Genomic DNA, 18,389 nt, shown 5'->3' on the forward strand with positions numbered 1-18,389 from the left:
GGGCCCACCACCGGACCGGCCCCGGCACCGCGTGCTGTGGGGCGGGGAGCGGGATTGCCCGTGCCGGCCCGGGGTAGGAACCCATCCGACGTTGGCGGCCATTCCGGTGGACCGGGTGCTGGCCGCCGTGGACGAGGCCGAAGAGGCGGTGCGGATATCCGGTGCGGTTGCGGCGTAGTGATCCGGGCCGGGCGGGCTACGGGCGTCGCCGGGCCGGTCGGGGCTGGGTGTTCCTGAACCCGCAGGGCGAGCCGGTCCGCGACCCGCAGGAGCGGGCCCGGCTGCGGGCTCTGGTGATCCCGCCGGCCTGGCAGGACGTGTGGATCTCGCCGTACCCGAACGGGCACATCCAGGCGACCGGCATCGACGCGGCCGGGCGCAAGCAGTACCTCTACCACCCGCAGTGGCGGCGCAGGCGGGACGAGGCGAAGTTCGACCACGTGTTGGAGGTGGCCCGCCGGCTGCCGGCGCTGCGTGCCCGGATCGCACGTGACCTGGACGGGCGTGGCCTGCACCGGGAGCGGGTGCTGGCCACCGTCACCCGACTGCTCGACATGGGTATGTTCCGGGTCGGCAACGGCCAGTACGCCGTCGGCGAGGACGCCACCTTCGGCGTGTCCACCCTGCGCCCCGAGCACGCCCGGTCCCGGGGTGGTTGCGTGGTGTTCGAGTTTCCCGCGAAGGGGGGCATCGAGCAGGTCCGCCGGATCGAGGACCCGGAGCTGTGCCGGGTGCTGACCGCGCTGCGCCGCCGCCGCCGCGGCGAGCAGCGGCTCTTCGGTTACCGGGACGGCGGCGCCTGGCGCGACGTGCGTAGCGACGAGATCAACGACTACCTGCGCGAGGCCAGTGGCGGGGAGATGACCGCGAAGGACTTCCGGACCTGGCACGCCACCGTGCTGGCGGCCACCGAGCTGGCTACGGTGGGCCGGCAGCGGTCGGCCACCGCGCGCCGCAGGGCGATCGCCGCCGTGATGCGCGCGGTGGCGGAGCTGCTCGGCAACACCCCGACGGTGGCGCGTACGTCGTACGTGGATCCGCGGGTGGTGGATCTCTACCACGACGGTGTGTTGGTGCCGGTTGGCCGGCGGGCGTCGCGCGACGAGGCGGAGCGGGCGGTGCTCACGTTGTTGCAGGAGACCTGACCCGGCCCCGCTGCCGCTCAGGCGGCGGGCGGCCGGCCGTTGATCAGGGCCTCGACACCGTCGAGCAGGCGGTCGAGGCCGAACTGCCACTCCGCGTCGAACTCCTCGTCGTCCTCTGCGGCGGCCCACTCGGCGAGCAGTTCCCGGATCGCCGGGAAGGCGCCCGCCCGGGTGAGCCGTTCGAGGTGTTGCCAGTAGCGGACGCCGGCCTCTTCGGCGGTGAGCTGGGAGCGGGCGGCCGCCTCGGCGAGGTCGACGGTCAGCGTCGCCCAGTTCCGGGCGTATCCGCTGACCAGCAGGACCGTCGACAGGCGCTCGCTCGGCAACAGGCCGGTGCCGCGCAGGGAGTCGAGCCCTCGTTCCATCCAGCGCACCTGGTTGGGGCGGATGGGCGGGCCGCTGACCGGCACGTGCCGCAGCCACGGGTGGCGACGGATGGTCGCCACGTTGCCCTCGGCCCAGCGGGTGAGCGCCGACCGCCATCCCTCGTCCGGGTCGCGTGGCGGCGGAGGACCGCCGTAGGCGGCGTCGGTCATCAGATCCACCAGGTCGGTCTTCGCCGGGACGTAGCGGTAGAGCGACATGGTGGCCACGCCCAGCTCGCCGGCGACCCGGCTCATCGAGACCCCGGCCAGTCCGTCGGCCTCGGCCACCCGGATGGCGGCGGCCACGACCTGGTCCAGGGTGAGGCTGCGCCGGGGGCCCTTGCCGGGACGCTCCCGCAGGCCCCAGGCGATAGCCACGCTCTCGGGCAGGTCGTCGTCCGGCTCGTTCATCCTCGCCTCTCGCTCGCGGTGTTGACACGCCATCCTAGCTTCTGCGTATCCTCTACGCAGTAGAGCGTATGGCATACGCAGAATGCGGAGAGTGAGGAACCATGGGGGAGCGGACAACTTCGGCGGTGGAGGCCGTCGGGTTGCGCAAGTCCTTCGGCGCGGTGGCGGTGCTCGACGGGCTGACACTGCGGGTGGCCCGGGGCAGCGTGCACGCCCTGCTGGGACCCAACGGCGCGGGCAAGACCACCACGATCCGGATCCTGTCGACGCTGACCGCCCCCGATGGCGGGAGCGCCCGGGTGGACGGTCTCGACGTGATCCGCGACCGGCGCCGGGTGCGCCGACTGATCAGCCTCGCCGGCCAGCACGCGGCCCTCGACGACGCGCAGACCGGGATGGAGAACCTGACGATGCTGGCCCGGCTCGCCGGGCTGCCCCGCCCGGCGGCCCGTCGGCGCACCGCCGACCTGTTGGAGCGCTTCGACCTGGCGGCGGCGGCCGACCGCCGGGTGTCGACCTACTCCGGCGGGATGCGTCGCCGGCTCGACCTCGCGGCCAGCCTGGTCGGCTCGCCGTCGGTCATCTTCCTCGACGAGCCGACTACCGGGCTCGACCCGCGCAGCCGGCAGGCGCTGTGGGAGGTCGTCGCGGAGCTGGCCGCCGGAGGTGTCACGGTGCTGCTGACCACGCAGTACCTGGAGGAGGCCGACCAGCTCGCCGACCGGGTCGCGGTCCTGCACGGGGGCCGGCTGGCGGCCGAGGGGACCGCCGAGGAGCTGAAGCGGCGCTTCGGTGCCCACCGGCTGGAACTGACCATGCGCGACGACGACCGGTTCGCCGCCGCGGCCCGCCGGCTCGGCGGCCGGCTGGCCCACATCGACCCCGGCCGGCGCGAACTGGCCGTACCCATCGACGGCGACGCGCCGCAGGTCCGCCGACTGCTCGACGAGGTGGACCCCGACCGGCAGGGCGTCGAGCGATTCCACCTGCGCACCGCGACGCTCGACGACGTCTTCCTCACCCTGACCGGGCAGACGCCCGCCACCCACCGGGAGGTAGCCGGTGTCTGAGCTGACCGCCCGGGGCGCCGAGCTGTCCGTCCTGGTGCAACGGTGCGTACGACTCTCCCGCCGTAACATCGACGCGCTGCTCACCTCGCTGCTGCTGCCGGTGATCCTGATGTTGATCTTCGTCTACCTCTTCGGCGGCGCCATCGACACCGGCGGCGCGTACGTCACCTACGTCGTGCCCGGGGTGCTGCTGCTCTGCGCCGGTTTCGGGGCGGCGGGCACCGCGATGAGCGTCACCACCGATCTCGGCAACGGCCTGGTCGAGCGGTTGCGCACGATGGACGTCGCCGCCACCGCGATCCTCGGCGGCCACGTCGTCGCGAGCGTCCTGCGCAACCTGGTCTCGACGGTGCTCGTCCTCGGCGTGGCCGTGGCGATCGGGTTCCGCCCGGCCGTCGACCCGCTGGGCTGGCTCGCCGCGGCCGGGGTGCTGCTGCTGTTCCTGCTCGCGGTGTCCTGGCTGTCCGCCGCGTTCGGGCTGCTCGCCCGGACCCCGGAGGCGGCCAGCGGCTTCACCTTCCTGGTCATGTTCCTGCCCTACCCGAGCAGCGCGTTCGTCCCGGTGCAGACCATGCCGAGCTGGCTGCGCGGCTTCGCCGACCACCAGCCGGTCACCCCGGTCATCGAGACCCTGCGGGCGCTGCTGCTCGGCACGCCGCCCGGGTCGGCACCGGCCATCGCGGCGGCCTGGTGCGTCGGCATCCTGCTGGTGTCCGTGCTGCTCGCCGCCGTGCTGTTCCGGCGCCGGGTCGCCTGAGCCGGCGGCGCCACGAGACGGCGGCGGTCCACCGGGACCGCCGCCGTCGTCGGCCGTCAGTCGTTGAGCACGTGCGAGAGCCGGTCCCGGAAGCGCCGCTCCGAGTCGCTGACCTGGTCGCCACCGATGCCGAGGAGGCCGCCCGTCGAGGCCGCGCCCACCACCTGCTCGGCGATCTCCACCAGCCAGTGTCGGTACGCCCCGGCCTGGCCCTCGTCGACCTTGGCGGAGAGCAGGGCCGACGCCTGACCGGCCCGGGCCAGCACGTCGTCGATCAGGCCCTGCGGGTCGGCCGGCTCGATGACCGGCAGTTCCTCGCCCGCCTCCGGATCGCCCACCCGGGCCACGAGTTCCCCGGCCACCGCGGCGACCAGCGGGCTGGCCGACTCCCGGCCGGCGGCGATGGTCTCCAACCCGGCGGCGGTCTCCGCACGGGTGCGTCGGGAGCCGTCGGACTCGGCGGCGCTGGCGGCGGTGAGCACCGCCTGCGGCAGGCCGACCAGCAGCCCCCACTCCTCGTCGGAGAACCCGAAACCGGTGTACGCCGGTTGTTCGATCACGACTTGAGCCCCTCTCGCCCTGGGTCACTTCTCACACGTCCGTGGCACCCGCGCGGGTGCCCGGCCAGGCTAGTCCAGCGTCAGCAGACCCTGCTCCGACACCACGGGCACGGAGAGCGTCTTGTAGCCGACCTCGTCGAAGAGGACCGTCATCCGGTCGTCGACGTAGTTGAGCACCAGGCCGGTCCCCCACTCCGGGTGCCGGACCTGGCTGTGCACCGGGAACGGGCCGACCGCGCCGTCGTCGGCGCGGCTGGTGCCCTCGTGGCAGTTGTCGCAGTGCCCGCAGACGGCGGACATCTGCTCGCCGAAGTACGCCAGCAGCGTCTGCCCCCGGCAGGCGGTGGTCTCGGCGAAGGCGCGCATCATGTCGGTGCGCGAGCGGGTGACGGTCTGCCGGCGTTCCGCCTCGGCCACCGCTGCGCGGGCGGCATCCACCGGAGTGGGGGAGTACCGGGGAGCGCCGATCTTCTGCCGCGCGCGTGGCTGCGCCGCGCCGACCTGCTCCAGCAGTGCCAGGTACTGGCCCAGTTTGCGCGCGCCGAGGCCGGTCAGCTCGCGCAGCTCCTTCCTGGTGCGGGGCTGCTTGCGCAGCAACGCGGCCAGGTCCCGTAGCTCGGTGGGGTCGGGCAGGCCGCCGCTGAAATAGCGCTGGAGCGAGACGTCCTCGGCCCGCCACAGCAGCAGCACCCGGGCCGGTTCGCCGTCCCGACCGGCACGGCCGATCTCCTGGAAGTAGCTGTCCGGGGAGTCGGGCAGCGCCATGTGGACCACCCAGGCGATGTTCGGTTTGTCGATGCCCATGCCGAAGGCCGAGGTGGCCACCATGATCGGCACCTGGTCGGCGAGGAATGCCTCGTGCAGGTCCTGGCGGGCACCGGTGGGCATACCGCCGTGGTAATGCCGCGCCGGGAAACCGGCATCGGTGAGCCGTGTTGCCAGCTCCTCGGCGGTGCGGCGGGTGGGAACGTAGATGATGCCGGGGCGGCCGTCGTCGCCCAGCAGCGTGGTCAGCCGCCGCCACCGGTAGTCGTCGGTCGGGCAGTGGGCGACCTCGATGAAGAGGTTCGGCCGATCCAGCCCGGAGATCACCACCTCCGGGTCGCGCAGCCGCAGCCGGGCGATGATGTCGTCGCGTACCGGGGGTGAGGCGGTGGCGGTCAGAGCGACCACCGGCGGCCGGCCGAGGCCGTCGACGAGGTGACCCAGCGCCAGGTAGTCCGGGCGGAAGTCGTGGCCCCAGGCGGAGATGCAGTGTGCCTCGTCGACCGCGACCAGGGCCGGCTTCAGCGACCTCACCTCGGCCATCCGGTCGGGGTTGCCGAGCTGCTCCGGGGTGATGAAGAGGAACTCCGCCCGCCCGTCGCGGATCTCGGTGATCGCCTCGGCCTGCTGGGCCGGGCTCTCCGCGGAGCTGATCCGTACCGCCCGCAGCTCCGGACGCTGCCGTTCGTTGAGGGCGGCGATCTGGTCCTGCTGAAGGGCCAGCAGCGGGGAGATCACCACCGTCGGGCCGGGGATCAGGCTGGCCGGTATCTGGTAGATCGCCGACTTGCCGGCACCGGTGGGCAGCACCACCAGCGCGTCGCGCCGCTTCATCACGGCGCGCATCGCGGCGAGCTGATGGGGCCGCAGGGCGGTCCAGCCGAACAGGCTGCGCGCCGCGCGCCGCAACGTCATGGAGTTCGTGGACAGCTTCATCAGGGGCCGGAGGTACCCGTGCCGATCATCGACGAAACCCTCCGGTCAGCGTCGCCGGAACATCGCCCGGATGGCGGCGAGCAGCAGCAGGCCGCCGACCACCAGGCCGAGCAGGCGTACGCCGGGGATGTCGGCCGGTGTGCTGGCGTCGGCCAGCGGCAGCGCGTCCATCCCGGCACTGTCGCACGCCACGGGGCCGGCCGCCACAGCGGTCAGGTGGGCGCGACCACCAGGTCGGCGTACTCGGGGTGGTGGGTGATGAAGGCCCGCATGAACGGGCACTGCGGCACCACCCGGCCACCCTCCGCGCGTACCTGCTCCAGCGTGTTGCGGACCAGTGCCGCGCCGACGCCCATGTCCTGGTACTCCGGGCGTACCTCGGTGTGGGTGAACACCCGCACCTCGCCTCGGGGCAGGTACGCGGTGAAGCCGGCCAGCGCGCCGTCGACCAGGATCTCGAAGCGGCGCTTGGCAGGGTTCTCCTCGACCAGGAAACTCACCGGGCCATTGTCTCCCGGCACCGGGCCGGCCGGTCCGGTTCGGCGGTAACCGCCCGCCTCGGCTCGAGCGGTGCCTGTCTGGCCCGCGTCTCGTACCCTTGGTCGGGTGACGACCCGAACCGGAATCTCCTCCCTCACCCGACGGGCCGCCGGCCTGCTGGCCCCTCTCGCTCTCGGTGCGGCGCTGCTGGCCGGCTGCAGCTCCGAGGGCGCCAGCACCGACTGCGGTCTGGACGCCTGCACGATCACCTTCGACCGGGGCGTCGACGCCCAGGCCAACATTCTCGGCGTCAAGGCCAAGCTGATCGGCGCGGAGGGTGACCAGGTCACCGTCGAGGTCGCCGGTGAGCGGGTCTCGCTGACCACCGGCCAGCAGGCCGCCGAGGTCGGCGGCTTCGCGGTGACGCTGGACAGCGTCACCGACCAGGAGGTCAAGATTCGGGTGGCGCGCAACCCCAACGGCTGACCGGCCCGGCGGGGCCCACGTTTGCCGATCTGCGCGACCGGCAATAGACGGCCCCATGTCTCTCACCCGGAACGCCGGAGCCACCGCCGCCCGCACCGCGGACAGCCGCTGGCTGGAACTCCTCGCCCGGGCCGGCTTCGTCGGCTACGGGATCGTGCACCTGCTCTTCGCCTGGCTCGCCCTCCAGGTCGCCTTCGGCACCTCCGGCGAGCAGGCCAACCACGACGGTGCGCTACGTACCCTGGGCGCGCAGCCCATGGGCAAGTTTCTGTTGATCGCGATCGCCGTCGGCCTGGCCGCCATGGCTGTCTGGCAGGCGTTGGAGGCTGCCGTCGGCCACCACGCCAAGCGGGGCAGGGAGCGGCTGTTCGAGCGGATCGCCTCGGTCGTGCGTACCGTGGTCTTCCTCTGGCTCGCCTGGACCGCGGTCCTGGTCGTCCGCGACGCCAGCGCCGCCAGCGCCGACCAGCAGGAAGCCTTCTCCGCCCGGCTGATGGCCTCCACCGGCGGTCGCTGGCTGGTCGGGCTCGCCGGCCTGGTGCTCGCTGCCGTCGGCATCGGCATGGTGATCTACGGCCTCAAGAAGAAGTTCGAGCGCAACCTGAAGATCGGCGAGATGAGCCGGAAGACCCGGACGCTCAGCCGCCGGCTGGGTATGGCGGGCTACAGCGCCCGAGGGGCCGTGTTCGCGATCGCCGGTCTGCTGATCGTGGTGGCCGCCGTGCACTACGACCCGGAGAAGTCGCGGGGCCTGGACGGCGCCCTGCGTACCCTGCGGGACCAGCCCTACGGTCAGCTCCTGCTGGTGCTGATGGCCCTCGGCATCGCCGCCTTCGGTGTCTACTGTTTCGTGCAGTCCCGCTACCGCCGCGTCTGAGTTGGTCGATATCCGGATGCCCAGGCACCATAGGGCTTTTGCCCGGAACTGACCCGCCTGTTCGGAGGGAGACTCAGTGCGGAACTACCTCATGACGATGGCTGCCGCGGCTGCCGCGGCGGCCATCGCCGTGTTCGCCGCCGCGGTGGTGCATCGGATGATCCGCCGGCTCGGCCGGCGTTCGCTGCTGATGACCGAACTCGCCGAGCACGTCCACCGGCCGTTTCAGGTCGCCACGACGGTGCTGGCCGTGCAACTCGCGGTGCGGTTCAGCACCGGGTACGCGGTGGGCACCCAGTGGCGGCAGGTGGTGCTGCACACCCTGGTGCTCGCCGTGGTCGCCGCCGCTGCCTGGCTGGTGGCGGCGCTGCTGGTGGTGGTGGAGGACACCGCACTGGCCCGGTTCCGGGTGGACGTGCCGAACAACCGCCACGCCCGGCGGGTGCGCACCCAGGTTGTCCTGCTGCGGCGGCTCACCATCGCGGTGATCGTGGTGCTGGCCATCGGCGTGATGCTGATGACCTTTCCCGCCGTACGCGGCATCGGCGCCGGCCTGCTGACCAGTGCCGGGGTGGCCGGTGTGGTCGCCGCGCTGGCCGCCCAGAGCCTGCTCGGCAACGTCATCGCCGGTCTCCAACTCGCCTTCAGCGACGCGGTACGCCTCGACGACGTGGTGGTTGTCGAGGGGGAGTGGGGGCGGATCGAGGAGCTGACCCTCAGCTACGTGGTGGTGCAGATCTGGGACGACCGACGCCTGATCCTGCCCACCTCCTACTTCACCAGCACCCCGTTCCAGAACTGGACCCGGACCGAGGCGGCGGTGCTCGGCACGGCCGAGTTCGACGTCGACTGGTCGGTCCCGGTGCAGACGATGCGCGAGGAACTGCGCCGGCTGGTGGAGAGCACCGACCTGTGGGACGGCCGGGTGTGCGTGCTCCAGGTGACCGACGCGACCGGCGGTCTGGTCAAGCTCCGCGCGTTGGTCAGCGCCGCCGACGCGGGCAGCCTCTGGGATCTGCGCTGCCTGGTCCGCGAGCATCTGGTCGGCTGGATCCGCGACCAGCGGCCGACCGCCCTGCCGCGCTCGCGGACCGAGATCGGCGACTCCTCCGGCACCCTGCCCTGGCAGTGGGTGCAGCCGCGCCGCCCGGTGCGCCGTCGTACGGAGACCGACGTGCCGGACGACGCCCGCGTCTTCGGCGGCAGTGGCGACGGTGAGGCGCGCAGCGAGGCCTTCGTCGGCCCGGACAACGATGCCGAGCCCCGGGAGAAGAGCGAGGTAGGGTCCGACGGCCGGGGCGAGTCCGGCGACGACGGCAGCGGCGCCGACGCCGATGGCCGCGGCGGGACGCTCGTCGGCTCCCGGGACTCCCTCGACGGCCACCGCTGACCCGTCTCCACGAAGCCCCCGTGACCGCCGGTCACGGGGGCTTCGTCGGATCGGCTTCTGCGTTTCGCCGGACGGTACGGCCCAACCTGAGGTCAGATGTGGTTGGTCACCGTACGCAGGATTGACGGGTAGCGACTGCGGGCATTCAGCGCGGTGATGACGAAAGGAGGACAGCATGGCTGACGTCGCGAACCACCGCACGTCCACGAAGGGGAACGAGCCCTCCACCGCCGAGCTGGTGCAGCGGGCCACCGAGCAGGTCTCCCGACTGGTGCGGGACGAGCTGGCGCTGGCCCGGGCGGAGCTGACCCAGAAGGGCAAGCACGCCGGGATCGGCATCGGCCTCTTCGGCGGTGGCGGGGCGCTCGCCTTCTACGGCCTCGGCGCGCTGGTCACCACGGCGATCCTGCTGTTGGACCTGGCGTTGCCGGCGTGGGCGGCCGCCCTGATCGTGGCGGTGCTGCTGTTCCTGGTCGCCGGGGTCCTCGCCCTGGTCGGGAAGAAGCAGGTCAGCCGTGCCGTACCGCCGGTTCCGGAGAGGACGGTCCGCAGCCTGCGGGCGGACATGGACGTGGTCACCGCGGCCGTGAAGGACAGGGGACGGGCATGACGGGCAACGGGACCGGCGACACCGAGGCGCTGCGCGAGGAGATCCGGCGTACCCGGGTGGAGTTGGGCGAGACGATGGAGTTGTTGGCCGCGAAGGCCGACGTCAGGGCCCGGCTGCGGTCCTCCGCCGGCCAGGCGAGGGAACGGATGCGCGGGCAGGCGGCGCTCACCGTGGCCCGGGTTCGCGGGCAGGCGGCGCAGAAGACCGACGAGCTGCGGTCGCAGGAATACCGGGAGGCGCTGCGGCGCGGCCCGGCCCCCTGGGCGGCGGTTGCGGCTGGGGCGCTGGCAGCGGTGGTGGTGCTGCTGATCGTGCGGGGGAGGCGTAGGTGAGCAAGGGCATCGGCAAGGCGGCATACCGACCCGTCGGGGTGCTGCTCGGTCTGGCGGCCGGCACGGTCGCCGGGGTCATCTTCCGGCAGGTCTGGAAGATGACCGCGGGGGACGGCGAGGCCCCCAGCGCGACCGATGAGGACCGCGGTTGGGGCGAGGTCCTCGCCGCGGCGGCGCTGCAGGGGGCGATCTTCGCGGTGGTCCGGGCGGCGGTGGACCGTGGCGGTGCGGTCGGCGTACGCCGGTTGACCGGCAGCTGGCCGGACTGACCGGGACCGGCGGTGTGCCCCTTCCCGCGGCGGCGGTCGGGGGCCTTTCGCATGACCCGAGGGAGCCGCCGAGCGGAGATCCGGCATCCGTCAGGTCACATGTCGGAGAATTTCGTCCGGTAGGCTGTGCGAAGTTTTTGCGTACGTGGTTTGCTGATCCCCGCTGTTGTCGAGACGGCGTGGGTTGAGAGAAGTCTCCTTCGTGGGGGCCGCCTCAGGCACCGCTGCTCGAAAACGGCCAATCGGCCGCACGGTGTGCTCGGCCGCCAGTTTTAGAAGGAGATACACATGGCGCAGGGAACCGTGAAGTGGTTCAACGCTGACAAGGGCTTCGGCTTCATCACCGTCGACGGCGGGGGTGCTGACGTGTTCGTCCACTTCTCGGCCATCCAGACCAGCGGCTACCGCACGCTGGAGGAGAACCAGCGGGTGGAGTTCGAGATCGCCCAGGGTCAGAAGGGTCCGCAGGCCGAGCAGGTCCGCCCCATCTGACCAGTGCCGGTCGGCAGCCGCCGGCCCGGGTGATCCGGCCAGCCGGATCGACGAGAAGCCCCGTGTCTGTTTCGGACGCGGGGCTTTCCGCGTTCCCGGGCCGTCCGGGCGGTCTCCCGCCGTCGGTTCAGCCGCCCCGGCGGGACCGCATGCCGTGCCAGAGCAGGCCGAGCCCGACCGCCGCCAGCGCCGGACCGAGCACGGCCCAGATCCGCTGGTCGGTCATGACGCTGTCGCTGACGTAGCCGAGCCCCTGCACCGTCCAGACGGCGCCGGTCACCACGGCCAGCAGGCCGAGGGTGAGCGTGAACCAACCTCTCATTCGTGCCACCTCCAGTGCGCCGGCCACGCCGGCCCCACCCCCAGCATCCGGGCTGGCGGGGCCGGCCGCGAGCACCCTGCCGGCACGGCTCACCACCGGTCGTGCACCCGGGGCCGGACCAACTCGTCGTAGACGGCGCGTACGGTGTCGCGCTCCGCGTCGGTCAACGGCGGCAGCGCCGCGGCGGTGGCGTTGCCGCGTGCCTGCTGCGGGTTGCGGGCGCCGGGGATGACGACCGTGACGCCGGGCTGGTCGATGATCCAGCGGAGCGCGAACTGCGCCATGGTGCGGTCGGGGCCGACCAGCGGGGCGAGTCGGCGGACGACCGCCAGGCCGAGGTCGTAGTCGACGCCGGAGAAGGTCTCCCCGATGTCGAAGCTCTCCCCGTGCCGGTTGTAGTTCCGGTGGTCGTCGGCGGCGAAGGTAGTGTGCTCGTCGTACTTGCCGGAGAGCAGACCGCTGGCGAGCGGCACCCGCGCGATGATCCCGACACCGGCGGAGGCGGCGGCGGGCAGCACCCGCTCCAGGGGCTTGAGCCGGACGGCGTTGAGGATGATCTGCACGCTGGCCGTCCCGGGCCGGGCGATCGCGGTGAGCGCCTGGTCGCAGGTCTCGACGCTGACGCCGTACCCGGCGATCCGCTTCTCCTGCACCAGGGTGTCCAGGGCGTCGAAGACCCGGTCGTCGGTGAAGACGGGCGTCGGCGGGCAGTGCAGTTGGACCAGGTCCAGGGTGTCCACGCCGAGGTTGGCCCGGGACCGGTCGGTCCAGGCCCGGAAGTTGTCCAGGGTGTACGCCTGCGGCGTCTGGGCCACCCGGCGGCCCATCTTGGTCGCCACGGTCAGCCCGTGCCCGGGTCGTTCCCGCAGGAAGCGGCCGATGAGCTGTTCGCTGCGGCCGTCGCCGTAGACGTCGGCGGTGTCGAGGAAGGTGACTCCGGAGTCCACGGCGGCGGCCAGGACGGCCAGGGCGTCGTCCTCGCCGACCTGTCCCCAGTCCGCCCCGAGCTGCCAGGCACCCAGGCCGACCACACCCACCTGCCGGCCGAGCCGGTCGAAGCTGCGCTGTTCCATGCGCCCGAGCCTAGTGAACGGCTTGCCGGCCCGGGACGCGGGCCGTAGGTTTGAACAAAACGTACGTACGGTTTGGAGTTGACGATGTGGGATCCCGGCACCTACCTGCGCTACGGCAGCGAGCGGTCCCGTCCGTTCCACGACCTGGTCGCCCGGATCCCGGTGGACCGGCCGCGTGCCGTGGTCGACCTCGGGTGCGGCCCCGGCACCCTGACCGCGGCCCTCGCCGCCCGCTGGCCGGACGCCCGGGTCGTCGGGTTCGACACGTCCCCGCAAATGATCGCCCGCGCCGCCGCCCTCGACACCCGGGCCGAGTTCCGCGTCGGTGACGCCACCGACTGGCGACCCGGGCCCGACGTCGACGTGCTCGTCGCCAACGCGGTACTCCAGTGGGTGCCCGAGCACCGGGACCTGCTGGCCCGCTGGGCCCAGGAACTGCCCCCCGGCGCCTGGCTGGCGTTCCAGGTGCCCGGCAACTTCACCGCCCCGTCGCACCGGGCCCTGCGCGAGATCGCCCGCCGGGACCGGTGGGTGGGCACCCTCGGCCCGCTGCTGCGGGCCGACCCGGTCGACGACGCCGTCGACTACGCGGCGTCACTGGCCGGCATCGGGTGCGCCGTCGACGCCTGGGAGACTGTGTACGTGCACCTGCTACCCGCCGAACCGGGAGCCGACCATCCGGTGCTGCGCTGGATGGAGGGCACCGCGTTGCGCCCGGTACAGGCCGCGCTGGACGCCGACGGCTGGGCCGACTTCCGGACCGACCTGGGGCTACGCCTCGCCGAGGCATACCCGGTGCGGCATGGTCAGGTGTACTTTCCGTTCCGCCGGATCTTCGTGGTCGCCCGCACCGGCGCCCGTGCAGAGGAGAACAACCCGTGACCGACCTGCCCACCTTCATCGCCGGCCTGCCCAAGGTGGAGCTGCACGTGCACCACGTCGGCTCCGCCTCGCCCCGCATCGTGGCCGAGCTCGCCGCGCGGCACGAGGGGCGCAGCCCGGTCCCGGCCGACCCGCAGGCGTTGGCCGACTACTTCGCCTTCCGCGACTTCGCCCACTTCATCGAGATCTACCTGAGCGTGGTGGACCTCATCCGCGACCCGGAGGACGTCTGGATCCTCACCCACGAGGTCGCCCGCGAACTGGCCCGGCAGCAGGTCCGCTACGCCGAGCTGACCGTCACCCCGTACTCGCACGTGCGCCGCGGCATCCCCGCACCGGCGTTCTGCGAGGCGATCGAGGACGCCCGCAAACGGGCCGAGGCCGACTTCGGCATCGCCCTGCGCTGGTGCTTCGACATCCCCGGCGAGGCCGGACTGCCGGCAGCCGAGGAGACCCTGCGCATCGCGCTGGAGGAGCGGCCCGACGGGCTGATCAGCTTCGGCCTGGGCGGCCCGGAGATCGGCGTGCCCCGGCCGCAGTTCAAGCCGTACTTCGACCAGGCCCGGGCGGCCGGGCTGCGGTCGGTGCCGCACGCCGGGGAGACCACCGGCCCGCAGACGGTCTGGGACGCGCTGCGTGAACTCGGCGCCGAGCGGGTCGGCCACGGCATCTCCGCCGCCGACGACCCGGAACTGCTGGCGTACCTGGCCGAGCACCGGATCGCGCTGGAGGTCTGCCCGACCTCCAACGTGCGGACCCGGGCGGTTCCCGACATCTCCGTCCATCCCCTGCGGCGGCTGGTCGACGCCGGCGTCCTTGTCACCGTCAACTCCGATGACCCGCCGATGTTCGGCACCACCCTCAACGACGAGTACGCCGTGGCCGCCCGGCTGCTCGACGCCGGCACCGACCGACTGGCCGCGCTGGCCAAGGACGCGGTGACCGCCTCGTTCCTGGCGCCCGGGGACAAGGCCCGGATCAGCGCCGAGATCGACGCGTACGCGGCCGGGCGGCGCTGAGCGGCCGGTGAGGGTCAGGAACGACGGCGGGGCCAGCGGGTCCCGTGCTGCTCCCGGACCTCCCGGACCTCCCGGGCCATCCGGCCGACCAGCCCGAACCGGCTGACCTGCCGGGGCGTCGCCCCCGGGTCCGCCAGCAGCATCACCACGCTGGCCCCGCCGAGGCGGGCCCGGTCGATGCTCACCGAGCCGTTGGCCTGCACCGCCACCCGCTTGGCGATGTCCAGCCCCAGCCCGGTGGAACCCTGGTCGCTCGCGCCGCGACGCAGCGCCCGGTCCGGGTCGGCGATGCCCGGGCCGGCGTCGTCGACCCGGATCGCCACGTAGCCGTCCCGGCGGGAGACCGCCACCTCGAACGCCGTCCCCTGCGGCGTGTAGCGGAAGACGTTACCGATCACCGCGTCCAGGGCGGCGGCCAACTCGGCCCGGGGGACCGGCGCCGGGACCCGCAACTGGGCGCCGATCACCTGGTAGGGGCGGTTCTGGTCGCCGGCCAGCGCGGCCCAGAACACCATCCGCTCCCGGACCACCTCGCTGACGTCGCACTCGGCCGGCCCGGTCTCGCGGGTGACAGCCTTGCGGGTCGTCGTGATCAGCACGTCGACCTCGCCCTCCAGGGTGACGATTGCCTGCCGGATCCGTCGGATCGTCCGCCGCCGGTCCAACTCCGCCGCGCTGAACGCGCCGACGCCGGTGTCGTCCGAGTCCAACCCCTCGGCGTCCAGCCGCAGCACGGTCAGTGGCGTACGCAGCCGGTGCGACAGGTCCGCGACCAGTTCGCGCTCGTCGGTGCGGGCGGCTACCAGCCGGTCCGCCATCCGGTTGAAGGCGTACCCCGCCTCGACCAGTTCCCGGGGACCGCCGGGCTCCACCCGGACGCCCAGATCACCGTCGCCGACCGCGATGGCTGCCCCGACCAGCCCGGCGGTGGCCTCGACCGTCCGCGTCGCCACCCGGTCCACCACGATCACCGCCGCCCCCACCAGCGCCACGGCGACCCCGGCCAGCAACCACCACGTCCGGTCGGCCCCCTCCCGCAACCGTGCGTCGGGAACGAAGGTCTCCACCACGGCGATCCGATCGTCGAGGACCACCGGATCGAGCCGCACCAGGCCACCGTCGACGGCGGCGATGATCGACCGCTGCTCGGTACGGGCCCGATCCAGGTCGCTCTCGGGGGCGCGGCCGACCGGTTCCGCGTCGCCCAACCCGTGCACCACCGGCCGGATGGCCGGATCGTCGCCGCTGGCCAGCACCGCCCGGCGTACCGCCGCTGGATCGGTGCTCACCGCGAGAGCCCCGGTGACCAGCGCGCCCCGCCGCGCCGCGTCGGCCAGCGCCGCGTCGCGGACCTCCTCGCGCAGGGTCAACCCGAGCGGCACCAGGAAGGCGAGTGCGACCAGCGCGCACATGCCGGCGGTGAGGTACGCCAGCGCCAGCCTCAGTCCGGGACCACCAGCCGGAAGCCGACCCCCCGCACGGTGCGCAGGTAACGCGGCTTCGCCGCGGACTCGCCCATCTTTCGGCGCAGCCAGTACAGGTGAACGTCGATGGTCTGGTCCTCGCCGACCGACGGCTGCCGCCATACCTCCTCCAAAAGTTCCCGCCGGGACACTACCCGGCCGGGTCGGGCGGCGAGATAGGCCAGCAGGTCGAACTCCTTGCGGGTCAGCGCCAGTGGTTCGCCGTCGAGCACGGCGCTGCGCTCGCCCACGTCAACCCGCAGGCCGCCGACGGTGTGCACCGCCGGCGGCACCGCCCGGCTGGCCCGGCCGACCCGGCGCAGCACGGTGGTGATCCGGGCGTCCAGGTGGGCGCCGGTGAAGGGCTTGACCATGTAGTCGTCCGCGCCGGCGCGCAGCAGCCGGACCACCGACTGCTCGTCGTCGCGGGCGGTGGCGATGATGACCGGTACGTCGGTGATGCCGCGCAGCATCCGCAGCGCGTCCGCGCCGTCCAGGTCGGGCAGGCCGAGGTCGAGCACGACCAGGTCGGGGCTCTCGGCGGCCACCCGGCGTAACGCGTCCAACGCCGTGCCGACCGCGTGTACCGCGTGCCCCCGCTCGGTCAGGGAACGCAGCATCGCTCCGCGTACGACGTGGTCGTCTTCGACCAGGAGCACGGTGGCCACGTCAGCACCGTACTGCCGGTGGCAAGTTGATCACGTTGCGGCGTACCCCGAAACCAGGCAAGCTGGCACGACGATGACGTTCACCCTGTTCCCCGACGCCCGGCTGGCCCTGGCCCGGGACAGCCTGGCCGGCCTCTCCGTGGGCGACGCCCTCGGCTCCCAGTTCTTCGTGCCCGGCCGGCACCCGGCGGACCTGGCCGCCGACCGGCTCCCCCCGCCACCCTGGCAGTGGACGGACGACACCGAGATGGCCTGCTCGGTGCTGGCCGAACTCGCCGCCCACGGCGGCGTCGACCAGGACCGGCTGGCCCTCGCCTTCGCCGAGCGGTGCGAGCCGTACCGCGGGTACGGGCCGGGGGCGGTGGCGATCCTGCGCCTGATCCGGACCGGCACCCCCTGGCCGGTGGCCGCCGCCTCCGCCTTCGACGGGCAGGGCTCCTGCGGCAACGGGGCGGCGATGCGGGTGGGGCCCCTGGGTGCCTGGTTCGCCGACTCCACCACCCGGGCCGCCGCGCAGGCCCGGGCCAGCGCCGAGGTCACCCACGCCCATCCGGAGGGGGTCGCCGGGGCGGTCGCGGTGGCCGTCGCCGCCTCGCTGGCCGCCCGCGCCCGGCTCGGCGGCGACCTGCCCGACCCGGCCCGGTCGCTGGCCGCCGTCGCCGGTGCGCTCGACCCGGCCGGTGCGGTCACCGCCGGCGTACGCCGGGCCGCCACGCTGCTCGGCCGGCCGCTGCCGGAGGCGGTGGCGGCGCTCGGCAACGGCTCGCGGGTCACCGCCCAGGACACCGTGGCCTTCGCCCTCTGGGTGGCCGCCACCCACCTGTCCGACTACCCGGCCGCGATCCGGGCCTGCGTGGCGGCGGGCGGAGACGTCGACACCACCGCCGCGATCGCCGGCGCGGTGGTCGCCGCGTACACCGGGGTGGGCACCTCCGGCGGGGTACCCGACCACTGGCTGGCGGCCCGTGAGCCGCTGCCGGAGTGGGTGCGCTGACCTCAGCGGGAAGGCACCGGCTCGGCCAACGGGCGGACGTCCCCGGCCGTCCGCCCGCCCTCGGGATGCCCGGTCGACGGCTCCTCCTGCGGCTCGTCGTCGTCCGGCTCGGCGCGGTGCCGGGCCCGGCTCACCATCCAGCCGATCAGCGCACCACCGCCGAGACCGATCGCCAGGCCACCGCCGAGCAGCACGTCCGCGCTCGGTCCGCCGGAGCCGGCCGGCCGGCCGTCGGCCGTGCCACCCCCGTCGGCGTCCGCGGCCAGCGGCGCCGCGCCGCCGTGGGCGTGCCCGACGGCCGCGCCGGGAGCCGGCGGCACCAGGGCCAGCGTCGGGGCCGGGTGGGCCCCGCCGACCGGGTCGGCCCACCGGACCACCGTGCCGTCCGAGTACGTCTGCACCAGCTCGAAGCTCATCCGGTCGACCTGCGGCAGCGGGCCCATGGCCAGCGAGAGCCGGGCCGGTCCCGGCACCGGTGGTCCCGCGGCCCGGGTCCACGTCACCGCCGCGGTCACCTGGGTCACGCCTGGCGCGTGGATGCCGGCCACCGGCTGGTTCAGGTCCCGGAAGGTGATCAGCGGGGCCCAGCCGTCCACCGACAACGGGTAGACCTCGCCGATCGGGGTGGCCTCGGGCAGCTTCAGTTCGATCTTCTCGGTGCGCGCGCCCGGCCGTTCCTCCGGCACCGCCAGGTGCCAGGTCACCGCGTCGCCCTGCGTCGCCTGCGTCGGTGTGGCCGTCACCTCCGTCGCCAGTGCCGCTGCCGGCCAGCCCAGCACGCCGGCCACCGCCGCGGCCAGCACGAGCCCGGCCCGGTGTCGACGGTTTCCGCCACGGGTCGTCGTCATCGGTGCCCCCATTCCGTGTCCAACAGGCCGGTACCGGCTCCGGCCACACCTGGTAGTTCGGATGCGGGGCCGGAAAGGTTCAACGCGGACCGGACGTCGTCGTCCTTTCCCGGCGACCGCACGGACCGGGGCGACCGATAGCATCGCAGGAGCCGGTAACCGGCACACCCTTACC

The 18,389-nt window shown here is 73.3% G+C and carries 22 protein-coding genes and 2 pseudogenes; 14 read left to right on the forward strand and 10 right to left on the reverse strand.

Translation table 11 applies throughout. The features are described from left to right. Both E1166_RS31785 and E1166_RS04725 read left to right on the forward strand, forming a co-directional pair. Positions 1–178 (forward strand): annotated as a pseudogene (locus E1166_RS31785) (glycosyltransferase family 9 protein); the annotation flags it as partial. Beyond that, complete coding sequence (locus tag E1166_RS04725) at positions 162–1,145, forward strand: DNA topoisomerase IB (RefSeq protein ID WP_132336103.1); 984 nt, start codon at positions 162–164, stop codon at positions 1,143–1,145. The pseudogene E1166_RS31785 and the gene E1166_RS04725, both read left to right, overlap by 17 nt. Before the next feature lie 17 nt (positions 1,146–1,162). Here the strand turns inward: E1166_RS04725 and E1166_RS04730 are convergent, their stop codons facing one another. Continuing rightward, positions 1,163–1,921, reverse strand: coding sequence for a TetR/AcrR family transcriptional regulator (locus E1166_RS04730; protein ID WP_132336105.1), 759 nt, complete (start codon positions 1,919–1,921; stop codon positions 1,163–1,165). 101 nt (positions 1,922–2,022) lie between these two features. Between E1166_RS04730 and E1166_RS04735 the strand changes: the two genes are divergently transcribed. Then, positions 2,023–2,991, forward strand: coding sequence for an ATP-binding cassette domain-containing protein (locus E1166_RS04735; RefSeq protein WP_132336107.1), 969 nt, complete (start codon positions 2,023–2,025; stop codon positions 2,989–2,991). Next, entirely contained in the window at positions 2,984–3,748 is a 765-nt protein-coding gene (locus tag E1166_RS04740; RefSeq protein WP_132336109.1) for an ABC transporter permease, read from the forward strand. The genes E1166_RS04735 and E1166_RS04740 overlap by 8 nt, the downstream gene beginning before the upstream one ends. A gap of 56 nt (positions 3,749–3,804) precedes the next feature. On the opposite strand, the gene E1166_RS04745 is transcribed toward E1166_RS04740, so the two are convergent. The 4 genes from E1166_RS04745 to E1166_RS04755 form a co-directional block, all read right to left on the reverse strand. After that, positions 3,805–4,308 carry a hypothetical protein gene (locus E1166_RS04745; protein ID WP_132336111.1) on the reverse strand — a complete coding sequence of 168 codons (504 nt, stop codon included), beginning with the start codon at positions 4,306–4,308 and terminating at the stop codon, positions 3,805–3,807. 69 nt (positions 4,309–4,377) lie between these two features. After that, positions 4,378–6,009, reverse strand: coding sequence for a RecQ family ATP-dependent DNA helicase (locus tag E1166_RS04750; RefSeq protein ID WP_132336113.1), 1,632 nt, complete (start codon positions 6,007–6,009; stop codon positions 4,378–4,380). A gap of 45 nt (positions 6,010–6,054) precedes the next feature. Next, positions 6,055–6,180, reverse strand: a complete 126-nt coding sequence (locus E1166_RS32440) for a hypothetical protein (RefSeq protein WP_256370817.1) — start codon at positions 6,178–6,180, stop codon at positions 6,055–6,057. A gap of 41 nt (positions 6,181–6,221) precedes the next feature. Further along, positions 6,222–6,509: a GNAT family N-acetyltransferase gene (locus E1166_RS04755; RefSeq protein ID WP_132336115.1), complete on the reverse strand. Its 288-nt coding sequence runs from the start codon at positions 6,507–6,509 to the stop codon at positions 6,222–6,224. A 106-nt stretch (positions 6,510–6,615) separates the two neighbouring features. On the opposite strand from E1166_RS04755, the gene E1166_RS04760 reads away from it, so the two are divergent. The 7 genes and pseudogenes from E1166_RS04760 (at position 6,616) to E1166_RS04790 (ending at position 10,945) form a co-directional block, all read left to right on the forward strand. After that, positions 6,616–6,975: a hypothetical protein gene (locus tag E1166_RS04760; RefSeq protein ID WP_132261931.1), complete on the forward strand. Its 360-nt coding sequence runs from the start codon at positions 6,616–6,618 to the stop codon at positions 6,973–6,975. Between the two features lie 55 nt (positions 6,976–7,030). Next, positions 7,031–7,852 (forward strand): DUF1206 domain-containing protein, encoded by an 822-nt coding sequence (locus E1166_RS04765; RefSeq protein WP_132336117.1) that lies wholly within the window; start codon positions 7,031–7,033, stop codon positions 7,850–7,852. A gap of 76 nt (positions 7,853–7,928) precedes the next feature. Further along, a pseudogene (locus E1166_RS04770) lies at positions 7,929–9,119 on the forward strand (mechanosensitive ion channel domain-containing protein); the annotation flags it as partial. 298 nt (positions 9,120–9,417) lie between these two features. Further along, positions 9,418–9,852 (forward strand): phage holin family protein, encoded by a 435-nt coding sequence (locus E1166_RS04775; protein ID WP_132261925.1) that lies wholly within the window; start codon positions 9,418–9,420, stop codon positions 9,850–9,852. Further along, positions 9,849–10,184 carry a DUF3618 domain-containing protein gene (locus E1166_RS04780; protein ID WP_132336121.1) on the forward strand — a complete coding sequence of 112 codons (336 nt, stop codon included), beginning with the start codon at positions 9,849–9,851 and terminating at the stop codon, positions 10,182–10,184. The genes E1166_RS04775 and E1166_RS04780 overlap by 4 nt, the downstream gene beginning before the upstream one ends. After that, the gene (locus E1166_RS04785; protein WP_132261921.1) at positions 10,181–10,453 is read left to right on the forward strand and encodes a DUF4235 domain-containing protein; all 273 of its coding nucleotides are present in this window, start codon (positions 10,181–10,183) and stop codon (positions 10,451–10,453) included. The genes E1166_RS04780 and E1166_RS04785 overlap by 4 nt, the downstream gene beginning before the upstream one ends. Before the next feature lie 288 nt (positions 10,454–10,741). Next, positions 10,742–10,945, forward strand: a complete 204-nt coding sequence (locus E1166_RS04790; RefSeq protein WP_007075740.1) for a cold-shock protein — start codon at positions 10,742–10,744, stop codon at positions 10,943–10,945. Between the two features lie 127 nt (positions 10,946–11,072). On the opposite strand, the gene E1166_RS04795 is transcribed toward E1166_RS04790, so the two are convergent. Then, positions 11,073–11,267, reverse strand: a complete 195-nt coding sequence (locus E1166_RS04795; RefSeq protein ID WP_132261919.1) for a hypothetical protein — start codon at positions 11,265–11,267, stop codon at positions 11,073–11,075. Positions 11,268–11,356: 89 nt separating this feature from the next. Continuing rightward, positions 11,357–12,340 carry an aldo/keto reductase gene (locus E1166_RS04800; RefSeq protein WP_132336123.1) on the reverse strand — a complete coding sequence of 328 codons (984 nt, stop codon included), beginning with the start codon at positions 12,338–12,340 and terminating at the stop codon, positions 11,357–11,359. Positions 12,341–12,424: 84 nt separating this feature from the next. Here E1166_RS04800 and E1166_RS04805 point away from each other — a divergent pair, with 84 nt between their 5' ends. Together E1166_RS04805 and E1166_RS04810 are read left to right on the forward strand one after the other, a co-directional pair. Further along, positions 12,425–13,222, forward strand: coding sequence for a trans-aconitate 2-methyltransferase (locus tag E1166_RS04805; RefSeq protein WP_132336209.1), 798 nt, complete (start codon positions 12,425–12,427; stop codon positions 13,220–13,222). Next, a complete protein-coding gene (locus E1166_RS04810; RefSeq protein WP_132336125.1) occupies positions 13,219–14,241 on the forward strand; it encodes an adenosine deaminase in 1,023 nt (340 codons plus the stop codon). Before E1166_RS04805 ends, E1166_RS04810 begins: the two co-directional genes overlap by 4 nt. 14 nt (positions 14,242–14,255) lie before the next feature. Here the strand turns inward: E1166_RS04810 and E1166_RS04815 are convergent, their stop codons facing one another. After that, positions 14,256–15,653, reverse strand: a complete 1,398-nt coding sequence (locus E1166_RS04815) for a HAMP domain-containing sensor histidine kinase (protein WP_165944235.1) — start codon at positions 15,651–15,653, stop codon at positions 14,256–14,258. A 29-nt stretch (positions 15,654–15,682) separates the two neighbouring features. Continuing rightward, on the reverse strand, positions 15,683–16,372 hold the full coding sequence (locus E1166_RS04820) for a response regulator transcription factor (RefSeq protein ID WP_132261911.1): 690 nt from the start codon (positions 16,370–16,372) through the stop codon (positions 15,683–15,685). A gap of 73 nt (positions 16,373–16,445) precedes the next feature. On the opposite strand from E1166_RS04820, the gene E1166_RS04825 reads away from it, so the two are divergent. Next, a complete protein-coding gene (locus tag E1166_RS04825; RefSeq protein ID WP_132336127.1) occupies positions 16,446–17,366 on the forward strand; it encodes an ADP-ribosylglycohydrolase family protein in 921 nt (306 codons plus the stop codon). Between the two features lie 2 nt (positions 17,367–17,368). On the opposite strand, the gene E1166_RS04830 is transcribed toward E1166_RS04825, so the two are convergent. After that, positions 17,369–18,214 (reverse strand): DUF1775 domain-containing protein, encoded by an 846-nt coding sequence (locus E1166_RS04830; protein WP_165944236.1) that lies wholly within the window; start codon positions 18,212–18,214, stop codon positions 17,369–17,371. Positions 18,215–18,389: the final 175 nt, after the last annotated feature.

The sequence above is a fragment of the Micromonospora sp. KC213 genome (assembly GCF_004348325.1).
Lineage (GTDB): Bacteria > Actinomycetota > Actinomycetes > Mycobacteriales > Micromonosporaceae > Micromonospora.

What these genes read in the sequence shown, in the direction of transcription:
- E1166_RS04730 (WP_132336105.1), bottom strand. Translation starts at nt 1,921, where the DNA reads ATGAACGAGCCGGACGACGACCTGCCCGAGAGCGTGGCTATCGCCTGG.
- E1166_RS04735 (WP_132336107.1), top strand. Translation starts at nt 2,023, where the DNA reads ATGGGGGAGCGGACAACTTCGGCGGTGGAGGCCGTCGGGTTGCGCAAG.
- E1166_RS04750 (WP_132336113.1), bottom strand. Translation starts at nt 6,009, where the DNA reads ATGAAGCTGTCCACGAACTCCATGACGTTGCGGCGCGCGGCGCGCAGC.
- E1166_RS32440 (WP_256370817.1), bottom strand. Translation starts at nt 6,180, where the DNA reads ATGGACGCGCTGCCGCTGGCCGACGCCAGCACACCGGCCGACATCCCC.
- E1166_RS04765 (WP_132336117.1), top strand. Translation starts at nt 7,031, where the DNA reads ATGTCTCTCACCCGGAACGCCGGAGCCACCGCCGCCCGCACCGCGGAC.
- E1166_RS04775 (WP_132261925.1), top strand. Translation starts at nt 9,418, where the DNA reads ATGGCTGACGTCGCGAACCACCGCACGTCCACGAAGGGGAACGAGCCC.
- E1166_RS04780 (WP_132336121.1), top strand. Translation starts at nt 9,849, where the DNA reads ATGACGGGCAACGGGACCGGCGACACCGAGGCGCTGCGCGAGGAGATC.
- E1166_RS04790 (WP_007075740.1), top strand. Translation starts at nt 10,742, where the DNA reads ATGGCGCAGGGAACCGTGAAGTGGTTCAACGCTGACAAGGGCTTCGGC.
- E1166_RS04795 (WP_132261919.1), bottom strand. Translation starts at nt 11,267, where the DNA reads ATGAGAGGTTGGTTCACGCTCACCCTCGGCCTGCTGGCCGTGGTGACC.
- E1166_RS04800 (WP_132336123.1), bottom strand. Translation starts at nt 12,340, where the DNA reads ATGGAACAGCGCAGCTTCGACCGGCTCGGCCGGCAGGTGGGTGTGGTC.
- E1166_RS04805 (WP_132336209.1), top strand. Translation starts at nt 12,425, where the DNA reads ATGTGGGATCCCGGCACCTACCTGCGCTACGGCAGCGAGCGGTCCCGT.
- E1166_RS04815 (WP_165944235.1), bottom strand. Translation starts at nt 15,653, where the DNA reads ATGTGCGCGCTGGTCGCACTCGCCTTCCTGGTGCCGCTCGGGTTGACC.
- E1166_RS04825 (WP_132336127.1), top strand. Translation starts at nt 16,446, where the DNA reads ATGACGTTCACCCTGTTCCCCGACGCCCGGCTGGCCCTGGCCCGGGAC.
- E1166_RS04830 (WP_165944236.1), bottom strand. Translation starts at nt 18,214, where the DNA reads ATGACGACGACCCGTGGCGGAAACCGTCGACACCGGGCCGGGCTCGTG.